Here is a 12,561-nt window from a genome sequence, read left to right on the forward strand (position 1 = left end):
AATACGATGCGTTGTTGGTCTCAGTGATGTAGAATGCCCTTTCTTATCACCTATTTTGGTTGCCAATTTATACATGACTTTTTCTGATCTCGGACTTTGCCCTGAAATTCTTAACGCCCTTACACGCCAAGGTTATACTGAACCCACTCCTATACAAGCACAAGCAATCCCAGCCGTCATGGCCGGTAATGATGTGATGGCAGCGGCTCAAACGGGCACCGGCAAAACTGCAGGGTTTACCTTACCGATTTTAGAAATGCTCAAAGGCAATGAGCGTGCAAAAGCCAACACCGCGCGCGTGTTGATCCTAACGCCCACCCGCGAATTAGCCGCGCAAGTGGGTGAAAGCGTTGCCAACTACGGTAAAGACTTACCGTTAAGTTACGCCGTTGTCTTTGGGGGGGTAAAAATCAACCCGCAAATGATGAAGCTACGTAAAGGTGTGGATATTCTCGTCGCAACGCCTGGGCGTTTGCTCGACCTTTACCAGCAAAATGCGATCCGCTTTCCTAATCTCGAGACATTAGTGCTTGATGAAGCCGATCGCATGCTCGATATGGGTTTTATTCATGACATCAAGAAAATCATCAAGTTGCTACCCGCGAAGCGCCAAAACTTGATGTTCTCTGCAACGTTTTCGGATGATATTCGCAAACTCGCCAAAAGCTTAGTGAACAACCCAGTGGAAATTTCGGTCGCAGCGCCGAATGCCACCGCTGAACGGATTGAACAAACCTTATATGCTGCCGAAAAAACGCATAAACCGCGTATGCTGATGCAGATCTTACGCAATCTCAACTTGCCACAAGTGATTGTATTCTCGCGCACTAAACATGGTGCGAACCGGCTGGTTAAACAACTCGATAAAGACGGCTTTTTAGCTGCCGCGATACACGGCAACAAGAGCCAAGGCGCGCGTACCAAGGCATTAAGCGATTTTAAATCAGGTGCGGTGCAAATATTGGTGGCAACCGATATCGCCGCGCGTGGTTTAGATATCGAAAAGCTACCCTATGTCATTAACTACGACTTGCCTCAAGTTGCAGAGGATTACGTTCATCGTATCGGTCGAACAGGCCGCGCGGGACAAGTCGGTCACGCCATTTCCTTGGTGATGGACGAAGAATTTAGAACACTCAAAGCCATTGAAAAGCTGATCGGTCAGCCCATTGAACGTCGCACGCTTGAGGGCTTTGATGAAGTCGAACTGACCGGCAGAACACCACCGCCGAAACGCGAACAGCGCCCACCACGTAAATCACGCGGTGCGCCAAGCGACAAACCAAAAAGCCCTGGCCGTGCTAAGCACCGACGCCAGGGCCCAAGTAAGTCGGGTCAACGTTAATTAGAACGCATAACTGACCGATGCAGAGTAGTTAGCCGGCGCGCCGTAAAAACCTTGCGCCCAGTACAAGCTGTTTAAATACTTCTCGTCGGTCACGTTATAACCGTTAACACGTACAGACAGGTTATCCGTCACCTGCCAGCTCGCCATCAACCCAAGTAAGCCATAAGACGGCTGGTGCGTCACGATAGTCTCACCTGCATTGTCATAGGCAGGACCGACAGTGCCTTGCACACGTGAGGTCGCATCTTTCCACTGATAAGTCGCGCCAACACGTACGTCTGGCAAGCTTTGGAACTGATAGGTCAGCGACGTTCTGAACATCTTTTCAGCCGTGTAATCCTCAACCAATTGATCGCCATCAACATCAAATACGGTTGCCGACACTTGACCTTGCAGACCCGTAAATAGTTCGCCGGCGAGCTCAAGTTCCACACCCTCGCTGGTAATCCCCTCAGCTGCACGATAGACCGGCTCAAGCACGCCCGTTGAAGGGTTTTCAGCATCACCATCACCCACCGCTAGATTTTCCTGTTTTATATGGAAGTAAGCGGCACTCAGCAGTGCTTTATCACCAAACAGGTCGGCTTTAATACCAATTTCTGAGTTTTTACCGGTCAGTGGTTCCAAACGCTCGAAGTTACGATTCACTTCAGACTGTGCGAGGAACGTTTCGGTGTAAGAGGCATAGGTTGTAATGTCGTCATTTACTGCATACGTCACACCGACATACGGAATAAACTGCGCGTCATCACGTGACTGATCAACGCCGTAGCCAACACCATCGGTCTGAAAGTCGTTGTAACGACCACCGAGCAATAGTTTAAAGTCGCTCGTCAACGCCAATCGTGCTTGCGCGTAAACGGCTTTTTGTGTGTTATCGATAACACTGCCATCGCGTCCATCAGTAAACTCTGGGAACGGCGTATTACCATCCCAATCGGCGAGCGAAGGCATCGCAGGGAAGCCATTACCGGTGTGGAAGTCGTACAAAGAAACATCAACATAATCTAAGCGCGAGTAGTTAGCGCCAACAACGACCTCATGCAATTGGCCCCAAGCCTCAAAAGTACCATTAGCGTAAACATCAAAGGTATCTTGCTTGTCGTCTAAGTCATACTCACTGCCATAACCGACGAGACCAAGCCCCGTTTCAGGATCCAACCCGAGCTCAGCATCGCCGAGATAGGTGTAAAATAAAAGGCTATCTTCATCGGTACGAACGCGGTTATAAACCGCACGCAAGTTCCAGTTATCGGATAATGCCGTTTCAACATCAATAAAGCTGCGGCTCTCGCTCACTTCCCACTGCGACCAATCCGCCGCAACGTTAGTAGATTCATCATAATTCGTCGGCGTGCCATCACCATAGTAAAGCGTCAATGCGCCCCACATGTTGCCATCGGTATGGCTCTTATGCTCGCTGTGGCCCACGGTCAACATGGTGTCGTCGGTTAAGGCAAAGTCAAAAACACCGTAAAACACTTTGGTATCATTTTCGTAACGGTCAAGATACGACTCGCCATTGTCCGCCGCCGCAACCACACGACCACGCACACGATCCGACAACTTGCCAGACGCGTCGATTTCTAAACGTTTGTTACTCCAAGAACCCAGGCTACCCTCGACACTGATTTGTGTTTCCGAGGTTGGGCGCTTGCGCACCATGTTGACGGTGGCTGCGGGGCTACCGACACCGGTCATAATCCCGTTCGCGCCATGGATCACTTCAACGCGCTCGTACAAAGCGGTATCAATTCGTCCATGAGTGTTACTGTTGACAAGCGGCAAGCCGAGGCCATCAATCTGAAAGTTATTCAGTTCAAAACCACGCGAGGTGTAGTAAATACGATCAGTTTCAACATTCTCAACGTTAACCGCTGAGGCACTGTTCAATACGGAGTTGATGTCATTCAGACCAAAATCTTTGATTTGCTGTTGGTTGATAACCGTAATCGTCTGAGGTGTTTCTTTAATCGTCAAGCCGAGCTTCGTCGCACCTTCAGCTGAAGAAGACTTATAGCCCTCCTGCTTTTCACCGGTGATTTTAAGCCGTTCAATAACCTGTTCAGTCTGTTGCGGTTCTTCGGCTAAAGCATAGGTGCTTGTTAATGCACTCATCACGCACACAGCTAACAAAGATTTTTGCATTTTCATGGAGTTCCTCAAAATCAGTCTCGTTTAAGTGTGACGCATGATAAATGAAAACGATTCGCGTTTAAAGTTTTAATTTACGTTTTATGCTGTAACGCTTCGAATAGCCAGATTCCGCCTCAAAATGCTATCGTTAAACCAAACTCATACCTGAATGACGCCTGCTCTATGACAATCGATGACTTGCCTTACTCACAAGCATGTGAAAACAACAAACAGCCTATTCTCGAGATATTAACCAGTGCTTTAGCCAACAGCCAGCGCGTTCTTGAAGTCGGCAGCGGCACGGGTCAACACGCGGTGTATTTTGCCGAGCACCTGCCTCATTGCACTTGGCAGCCAACGGATCAGGCGCATTATTTAGAAGGATTGAATCAACGGCTCGATAAACAGGCCCCTTCTAATATTTTGCCTGCGCAAGTGTTTAACGTATTCGAGGATCTGCCAACCGGTGAGTTTGACGCCCTGTTTACTGCCAACACCTGCCATATCATGCCTGCCCAGGGCGTAGAGCGCTTATTTGCGTTGCTTCGAGCTGAGTTAAGCAGTATTCAAACCGTCTGTATTTACGGCCCATTCAACGAAGGTAGCGAGTTTACTTCACAGAGCAATCGCGCATTTGATGAAAAGCTAAGGACGCGCGACCCCGAGATGGGCATCCGTGACAAAGAATGGATTCAAGACCTAGCGAGGCAGGCGGGCTTTACCCATGCGCAAAGCCACACCCTGCCTGCTAATAATCAACTTTTGGAATTTCACAGAGGTAACCTAAGCTGATTAACCATTAAATATTTCACTTTGCCTATTGAAAATAAGAATGATTATCAACTAAAATGAAAAACATAATCATTCTTATTTACTGCTTATTTAACGAGTAGGGCAAAATATCTAATGAACATGTTTACTAAAAGCAGCATCGCATTAGCCGTTGCGAGCATCACACTCTCCTCTACCGCGTTCGCGCAACAAGACACTGAAACCCAACAATCAGATTCATCAAACGATGTGTCTGAGCGCATTGAAATCACGGGCAGCCCGCTTGATCGCGCAACCACTGCAACCGGTTTACCACTCACATTGCGACAAACGCCTCAGTCAATCTCAATTATCGATCGCACCTTTATCGACGGTTTTGCGTTAGACACCGTAGCCGATGTCATGCAATTTGCACCGGGCATACAAGCACAACAGGCCGAGACTGACCGCTTTTTCTTTCGCTCGCGTGGCCGTGATGTGACTAACTTCCAGTTTGATGGTGTACCTATCGCCTATAACAGTTTCTTTAGTGAAGCGCTCGCGGACTCGGTTATTTTCGAACGCGTTGAAATCGTTCGTGGAGCAACCGGTCTACTGACCGGTGCAGGCGAACCCTCCGCGGCCATCAACCTGATTCGTAAGCGTCCAAAAGCCGAAGATGGCGGCTACGCCAGCTTAGGTATTGGTTCATGGAGCAATTACCGCTTTGAAGCCGATCACTCGCAGACCTTGTCAGAGACGGGTAATGTCAAAGCACGTGTCGCAATGGCTTACGAGGAAGGCGACAGCTATGTTGACCTATCAGAAAAAGAAAACGCACAAATTTATGCAGTAGTAACCGCTGATCTAACCACTCAGACACGCTTAACCGCCGGTGCAGATTACAGTGAACGCAACCCGAAAGGCAGCATGTGGGGCGCACTACCTTTATTTTATTCGGATGGCACCCAAGCAGACGATCTGCCAGTAAGCACCACCACAGCATCTCCTTGGAACCGTTGGGATCGTGAAAGCACAAACGCGTTCGTACAAGTCGAACACGCCTTTGATAACGGCTGGGATGTTCAGTTTGATGTTGAGCGTCGAGAAGGCAAAATGGATGGCTACCTGCTCTACTTCTCGGGTTTTCCTGACAAAGAAACCGGCACAGGCCTTGGCACCTCGCCTAACCACTATGTCGCCGACCGTGAACAAACATCCGTGCGATTCTTAGCATCGGGGCCATTTGAGCTGTTTGGACGTGAGCACCAACTGACCGCAGGTGCCCTGCATTCAAAGCAAACCGTCGATTCGGTATCGTACGGCACGAATGATCCTATTGTGGTTCCGAGCATCTTTGACTGGGGCAACGGTGTTGAATCCGTCGATTTTAACCAAACACCGAATTACAGCACCTTCGAGTCATATAAGCAGCAAGGTGTCTACGCGGCTGCACAGCTCAGCCTGACTGACGAACTCACCACCATCATTGGTAATCGCTTAACAACTTACGAAACAACCGTGGAGTCCCCCTTCTCACCAAGCGACTTCAAGAACTCGGGTGTGAACACCCCGTACTTCGGCATTGTTTACGATATATCGGATATTATCTCGACTTACGCGAGTTACACAGAGATCTTCAAACCTCAAAGCGCGATTGATGCAAACTTTGAGTTGGTCGGTCCCGTCGAGGGCTCCAACAGCGAAATCGGTATAAAAGGCGACTTCTTTAACGAAGCACTCACCGCTAGTTTTGCCGTTTACAAAGTTAAAGAGGATAACTTAGCCATTACTGACCCTGATGCCGCAGAGCCATTGCCGGGCACCAACATTTATCCGTCAATAGGTGTCGCCGGAGCGGAAAGTGAAGGTTATGAGCTTGAACTAAACGGTAAACCCAACGACGCGCTAAACATCTTTGTAAGCTATACGCACAATGAGTCAACTGATCGTGACGGCTCGGATTATGCACCGTTCTTGCCCGAAAACATGGTCAAAACGAGCGTACTATTCCAAGCGTCTGATGCATTAAAAGTGGGTGTTAACGCGAATTGGCAAAGTGATATCTCAAACCCCGGCATTGGTCCTAATGGGGAGACATTTACTCAGGACAGCTATACCGTGGTTAATGCAATGGCAAGCTACCAACTGACACCTCAGTGGGACTTAAGCCTCAACGTCAATAACCTCTTTGACGAAAAATATTACTCAAGCATCGATTTTTATAATCAAGGCTTCTTCGGTGCGGAACGTAATTTTGAGCTGTCGGTGAAGTACGCTTGGTAAGTTATCGTTTTAGTTAAAACCGTGCAGTGCGAATTCACACTGCACGGCTTTCAACGAGTGAGTAAACAATTAAAACGCTAAACAAATCTTGCCAAAGTGCTTGCCCGACTCTTCGTAACGGAATGCGTCAGCCAGTTCTTCAAGACCAAAAGTTTTGTCGATAACAGGTTTCACGCCATTGGCTTCGAGCGCGCGCACAAAGTCTTTTTGATCATCGCAACTGCCCACGATAAGTCCTTGTAAACGCGCTTGCTTTGCCATCAACTTAGCCGTTGGTACTTCACCCGCACTGCCGGTTAACACGCCAATCAACGCGATATGGCCGGCGATCGCGACAGCATTGATAGACTGCGGTAACGTACCGGGGCCGCCCACCTCAATAACGTGGTCAACACCGCGTCCATCCGTCAGCTTGCGAACGGTTTTACCCCACTCCGGGTCTTCTTTGTAGTTAATCGTATGATCCGCACCAAGCGCTTTGTACTTCTCGAGCTTATCATTCGACGATGACATAGCGAACACTGTCGCACCCAGGCTCTTCGCGAGCTGGCACGCAAATACCGAAACACCGCCACTACCCAGTACCAACACCGAGTTGCCGGGTTTGATGCCGCCGTCGACGACCAATGCGCGCCAAGCCGTGAGACCCGCCGTTGTCAGTGTTGCCGATTCAGCATGGCTATAGCCTTTAGGTTGGTGAGTAAAGAAGTGCGCAGGGCGCACGACCACTTCACGGGCATACCCATCAATGCCATCCCCGGGCGTCTGCTTAAAGTCACCCACGGGCGCTGGACCACTTTGCCAGTAGGGAAAGAACGTTGAAACCACAGGGTCGCCCACAGCAAACTCTTCAACACCCTCGCCCACGGCCTCGACAACGCCCGCACCGTCTGACATCGGAATGCGCCCATCTTCGGTTGGAATAAAACCAGCGGCAACACCATAGTCATGAAAATTCAACGAACTGGCTTTAACCCGCACGCGGATTTCTCCCGCCGCGGGCTGACCTGGGTCGTCCAATTCAGTAACCTCGATGTTATCTAAACCAAAAGGGTCTTTGAGTTTTAGCGCCTTAATCTTGTCTGTCATGTTCGTGATCCTTTAATAAAGGTGAGTACTGAATTGTAGTTTTGATAGCGAAGAATGGATCAGCCTGTGCGCTCTTTAGCTCAATCCTGATATCAATCAATTTAATCTGCTTATTTATTAATTGTTTATGATGTATGTATTGACTAATTTTTAACCGCCCACCATATTCAAATAATACTCCTGAATACAACAGGGACGCTTAATGAGCAAAGTTATTGTCGTTGGTGCCGGATTGGGCGGCGTTTCAGTCGCTTTTGAGCTACGCGAGAAGCTATCAGCAACCGTTGATATCGAAGTGATCCATGAGGGCAATGAGTTCAACTTCGTGCCGTCGAACCCATGGGTCGCGTTAGGTTCCAGAACACGCGAGCAAGTCGTCCTCCCCATTACGCCGATATTCGATAAACATCACATCGGATTTAACAGCTCGGGCGTGAAACGAATAGATACGGTTCACAAGCAACTCACCCTCGGTGATGGCAGCCAAAAAGACTATGATTTTTTAGTTATTTGTTCGGGACCCAAGCTCGCCTTTGAACAAGTCCCAGGTGCCGGTCCAGAGCACGGCTATACGCAATCGATTTGTACCGTTGACCATGCAGTAAAAGCTCATCAAGCCTTTCAACGACTCATAGAAGATCCAGGTCCCGTATTGGTCGGGGCACTACCCGGCGCGAGCTGCTTTGGTCCCGCCTATGAGTACGTGCTTTCATTAGAGTATGAGCTACGTAAACGTAAAATCCGTGACCGGGTGCCCATTACCTTTGTTACCCCAGAGCCGTATATCGGTCACATGGGGCTGGGTGGTGTTGGCGACTCAAAAGGTCTGATGGAACATCAGTTTCGAGAGCACGGAATAAAATGGATCTGTAACGCGAAAGTGACAGAGTTCACGCAAGACAAAGCATCCTTTGAGGTCATCAACGACGACGGCAGCATCAAGTCCCAGCAACAGCTACCGTATCACTTAGCGATGTTTTTACCCGCCTTTAAAGGTTCACCAGCCATCGCCGAGGTCCCCGATTTGTGTAATCCCAAAGGCTTCGTTAAAATCGACAAATATCAACGCGCCCTCGCCTATCCTGAAATTTATGCCGCCGGTGTTTGTGTCGCCATCGCGCCTATTGAAGAAACCCCGGTGCCGGTCGGTGCTCCCAAAACCGGACTCATGATCGAATCTATGACCTCCGCTATCGTGGCGAATATCCAATCGACCTTAGCAGAGCAACCTGCAACCACAGAGCCCACGCTCAGTGCATTATGCCTGGCGGATATGGGTAATACGGGTATGGCATTTTTAGCGGTACCACAGAACCCACCACGCAACCAAAACTGGACAGGTTCCGGGCGTTGGGTGCACTGGGCAAAAATAGGCTTTGAAAAATACTTCTTCCACAAAGTGAAACATGGCACCAGCGAGCCAGTATACGAACGCGTTGGCATGCGCATGCTCGGCGTTAGCCGGTTAAAGCCAAAAGGTTAGTTTAGGCGTGGCTAAAAGCTCGAACCCGGCTGCTGAAGAAATGCCAACTCCTCAGCAGTTGAAGAACGTCCGAGCACCTCATTTAATGGGCAAATACACGTCGGTGATCATTTCACTCTCTGGGACGTCAGGGAAAAAGCTTATCCGTTCAAAGTAAATCGGAAAGTCTCTGATGTCATAACCTGAATCCGCTAGCCATTGCGTGTACAAAAAATTCACCACAATACCTATCGCGTCATCGCTACCCGTATGTCTCACTCGCGCACATTTGCCTGCAGGAATAGCACTATCGACAACACCATAGTCATTGGGTTCAGCGGACTGCTCTGTGGAGCAACACAGATCAAAGCGGTAGTCTTCCGGCGCCGTCGTATTAGGGTCATCATACACCAAGTTGAACGTTCGACTTTTACTCGGTGGAAGTCGATTCAGCTTACGCCACTCAATAAACTTTTGAATCGTTTGCCCCAACCGATTTGGGGCGCCACGATGTGGCATCACAGCAATTGCAATTTCATCAACGTCAACCACCTCGACATTAAAGTTATCGGTGTTACTCATTATGTTGTTCCTTAGCGTTAATATGGGGTCGTATTGAGCGTGCCAAGGAGCCCAGTTCGGTGTGTCCCGAAAATCGGATGGGCTTTTGTCAAAATACTTTTTAAACGCCCGCGAAAATGCCTCGTGACTCTCGTAGCCGTTCGCCAGTGCGATATCCAAAATACTGCCATTTTCTCTATAAGCGAGCTGATAAGCCGCCCGTTTAAGTCGCAGTAGCCGCACGAGCTTAATCACAGACATCCCAAAGAATGCCGAGCACTGGCGATGAAAATGGTATTTAGACAAATAAGCGTGCTGACATAACGCATTAACGTCAAGATCGGTATCAAGGTGTGTTTCTATGTAGTTGATCACTTCCAAAAACCGACGTTGATAGTTCGTCATACCGCACATTCCCCCTCAGCAGGTCATCATTAAAACCCAACTGAGGTTGTCAGGCTTGATTAAAATTGCTCAATTCACAACGTTCGGTTAACACGCTGTTGCCATAGCAGGTTGCCATCTAAATCGTGCAGCGTGACACGGTATTCGCCTTCATCAAGGAACAGTGGCCGTTTTTCGTTGGCTTCCGATAAGACTCGATCAGCCACTACATCAGTACCCGCATAATAGGCTTGTAAAATGACGGCCGTACTCGGCGGCCAGCTATCCGTATTTGGGAGAAATGCCTCGCCTAGCAATCGCCGAAAGTAACTCGGGTTATCAGCGGGTGCCATGGGCACGCGGATTTGGCTATCGACCGGTTGCACGCTACCAACATTCAGTACGTTACCATCATTTGAATACGCGTAGGTTGTGGTTGGGCTTTCATCAACCGGCTCAAAAGCACAAGCGGTGGTATCAATGCTAAAGGTTTCATAACCATAGGTGTTATTCAAAAAATCGCCCAGCACACGATAAGTTAACGAGTTTGGTCCGCGCAGCGGCGCTTCCCCGACATGCCCCCAGCCAGCAAACAGCACAAACTTAGCATCCTTGGGCGCTTTCTTAATTTCAGCGACAACATGCTTGGCTTGTTGCTTATCCCTAAACTCAAAGCGCTCTACAAAGCCGGCATCTTCAGGCGCTAACTTCTCTGCCTCATAACCAAACACCTCAAAACCCAATTCCTCGGCAGTTTTAATCAAGTTAGACATCATCGGCTCTTGAGAATAAAAGCCGTCTTTACTCCTCTCGTTAGGCTCTAACGCCTCAAAACCAATATGAGTGAAACCTTGTGCTTTGAGCCACGGTAACCATGTCATCGTAAGCGTTCGTGATGCTGGATTAAAGTGGTTCTCGTTGATCATAAAAATCGATTCGTCAGCGAGCATCGACTTTACCCTCGCTTCGCCGGAGATTTTTTCATAACCGCCAACGTCATTACAAAATGGCGCGTTAGACAAACGCTGTATCAAGTCATAGGCTTTATCAGCACGTCCCATAATCGAGTAGACCTGCGCCAACATTTGCGGTTGCTCAGAAAACTGAGACAAGATGTTGTTCACCTCCCCCTTTCTTAACTGCTCAGGAAATTGGTCGAGCGACACATCTTTGGCGTTTATTGATGCCGTCAATAAAAAAGGTATGAGAGCCAGAAGTAGCGCTAATTTATTCATGGTAAAGCCTAGTTTTTTGTTCTAATCACTATAAACGTATCACGTATCAACTAAACCCAAACATCATTCGCCGCCGTTTTACTATCCTCTTCGTCGCCAGTATTTACCACACCACGAGGTTCAATTAATAACACTTGGGCTTCATGCTCAGCATAGGGTTTGTGCTCGACGCCTTTGGGTACGACGTACATTTCACCCTCGGATAACTCAACATGACCATCTCTAAAGTCAATACGCAGCTTACCCGCGAGTACAATAAAAGTCTCATCAGTATCTTTATGAACATGCCAAACAAAGTCGCCCTGCAGCTTGACCACTTTAAATTGATAGTCGTTCATCTCTGCAATGACCTTAGGCGACCACTGCTCATTAAACAGACCTAGTTTTTCTTTAAAGTTGATAGCGTTGTGTGGCATTTGATTTCCTTATTAGTGTGCTTCATTGGCTATGCCAGCCGAGTCCCATTGGGTACATCCCTATCCACGGTCGACAGAACGACAGAGCCATCAGCTCGATGCAGTCCAGTCACTAAGCACTCCGACATAAACGGACCGATTTGCTTTGGTGGAAAGTTGACGACCACTAACACCTGCTTACCGAGTAGCTCATCCGGTGTGTATAAATCAGTGATCTGTGCGCTCGACTTTTTAATACCAATTTTGTCACCGAGGTCGACCTGTAACTTATAAGCAGGTCTACGCGCCTCCGGAAAAGCTTGAACATCGACAATCGTGCCGACACGAATATCGACTTTTTCAAAATCAGCCCAATTAATAGATTCCATAACTCGCCCTCAGTGATTTTTCCAAAACGCATTAATGTGTATGGCTAATTACGCCTCATTGTCTGCATTTACCAAATGTAGCTTTAAACCACCTGTAGTGGCAGACTAAACCCGAACACTCTTTTAAGTGGTAGTATTACCCTTAACGAAGAGGTGTTCAATGGCAAGAAGACAACGTCGATCATTCAGTCCTGAGTTCAGGTATGAGGCCGCTAATTTAGTAGCAGAACAAGGCTACAGCTATGCGGAAGCAAGCCGGGCTGTTGATGTACATGAAAATACGATTAGAAATTGGGTTCAACAGCTAGAAAGTGAACAAAGCGGTCAAACGCCTAAGTCCAGGGCGATGACTGCGGAGCAGCAACGAATACAGGAGCTTGAAGCTCGCGTGAATCGGTTAGAGCGGGAAAAATCGATTCTAAAAAAGGCTACTGTAGATTCAAGTGGTCAATGCAACAGTTTTACTATACTACTGATTTGCATGAGTACTTCTGATGAAACGAGCAAAACGTACATTCACACAAGA

The 12,561-nt window shown here is 48.3% G+C and carries 11 protein-coding genes; 5 read left to right on the forward strand and 6 right to left on the reverse strand.

Annotated elements, in window-relative coordinates:
• The first annotated feature begins 73 nt into the window (after window positions 1-73).
• Window positions 74-1,345 carry a DEAD/DEAH box helicase gene (locus DFP83_RS04655; RefSeq protein WP_110573632.1) on the forward strand — a complete coding sequence of 424 codons (1,272 nt, stop codon included), beginning with the start codon at window positions 74-76 and terminating at the stop codon, window positions 1,343-1,345.
• Here DFP83_RS04655 and DFP83_RS04660 read toward each other — a convergent pair whose 3' ends face one another.
• Window positions 1,346-3,502, reverse strand: coding sequence for a TonB-dependent siderophore receptor (locus DFP83_RS04660; protein ID WP_110573634.1), 2,157 nt, complete (start codon window positions 3,500-3,502; stop codon window positions 1,346-1,348).
• A 165-nt stretch (window positions 3,503-3,667) separates the two neighbouring features.
• Here DFP83_RS04660 and DFP83_RS04665 point away from each other — a divergent pair, with 165 nt between their 5' ends.
• Entirely contained in the window at window positions 3,668-4,276 is a 609-nt protein-coding gene (locus DFP83_RS04665) for a DUF938 domain-containing protein (RefSeq protein WP_110573636.1), read from the forward strand.
• A 114-nt stretch (window positions 4,277-4,390) separates the two neighbouring features.
• Entirely contained in the window at window positions 4,391-6,520 is a 2,130-nt protein-coding gene (locus DFP83_RS04670) for a TonB-dependent siderophore receptor (protein WP_110573638.1), read from the forward strand.
• A gap of 69 nt (window positions 6,521-6,589) precedes the next feature.
• Here DFP83_RS04670 and DFP83_RS04675 read toward each other — a convergent pair whose 3' ends face one another.
• Window positions 6,590-7,609 carry a zinc-dependent alcohol dehydrogenase family protein gene (locus tag DFP83_RS04675; RefSeq protein ID WP_110573640.1) on the reverse strand — a complete coding sequence of 340 codons (1,020 nt, stop codon included), beginning with the start codon at window positions 7,607-7,609 and terminating at the stop codon, window positions 6,590-6,592.
• Between the two features lie 202 nt (window positions 7,610-7,811).
• Here DFP83_RS04675 and DFP83_RS04680 point away from each other — a divergent pair, with 202 nt between their 5' ends.
• The gene (locus tag DFP83_RS04680; protein ID WP_110573642.1) at window positions 7,812-9,092 is read left to right on the forward strand and encodes an NAD(P)/FAD-dependent oxidoreductase; all 1,281 of its coding nucleotides are present in this window, start codon (window positions 7,812-7,814) and stop codon (window positions 9,090-9,092) included.
• A 78-nt stretch (window positions 9,093-9,170) separates the two neighbouring features.
• On the opposite strand, the gene DFP83_RS04690 is transcribed toward DFP83_RS04680, so the two are convergent.
• The 4 genes from DFP83_RS04690 to DFP83_RS04705 all read right to left on the reverse strand — a co-directional run bounded on the left by DFP83_RS04690 (window position 9,171) and on the right by DFP83_RS04705 (window position 12,035).
• Complete coding sequence (locus tag DFP83_RS04690) at window positions 9,171-10,037, reverse strand: AraC family transcriptional regulator (RefSeq protein WP_110573645.1); 867 nt, start codon at window positions 10,035-10,037, stop codon at window positions 9,171-9,173.
• A gap of 74 nt (window positions 10,038-10,111) precedes the next feature.
• The gene (locus tag DFP83_RS04695) at window positions 10,112-11,251 is read right to left on the reverse strand and encodes a hypothetical protein (RefSeq protein ID WP_110573647.1); all 1,140 of its coding nucleotides are present in this window, start codon (window positions 11,249-11,251) and stop codon (window positions 10,112-10,114) included.
• A 50-nt stretch (window positions 11,252-11,301) separates the two neighbouring features.
• Complete coding sequence (locus DFP83_RS04700; protein ID WP_110573649.1) at window positions 11,302-11,667, reverse strand: cupin domain-containing protein; 366 nt, start codon at window positions 11,665-11,667, stop codon at window positions 11,302-11,304.
• A 29-nt stretch (window positions 11,668-11,696) separates the two neighbouring features.
• Window positions 11,697-12,035: a tRNA-binding protein gene (locus DFP83_RS04705; protein ID WP_110573651.1), complete on the reverse strand. Its 339-nt coding sequence runs from the start codon at window positions 12,033-12,035 to the stop codon at window positions 11,697-11,699.
• A gap of 160 nt (window positions 12,036-12,195) precedes the next feature.
• Between DFP83_RS04705 and DFP83_RS04710 the strand changes: the two genes are divergently transcribed.
• Window positions 12,196-12,561, forward strand: a 366-nt coding sequence (locus DFP83_RS04710) for a transposase (protein WP_126753138.1), incomplete at its 3' end; no start/stop codon positions are given.

The sequence above is a fragment of the Idiomarina fontislapidosi genome (assembly GCF_003226255.1).
GTDB classification, from domain to species: Bacteria; Pseudomonadota; Gammaproteobacteria; order Enterobacterales; family Alteromonadaceae; genus Idiomarina; species Idiomarina fontislapidosi.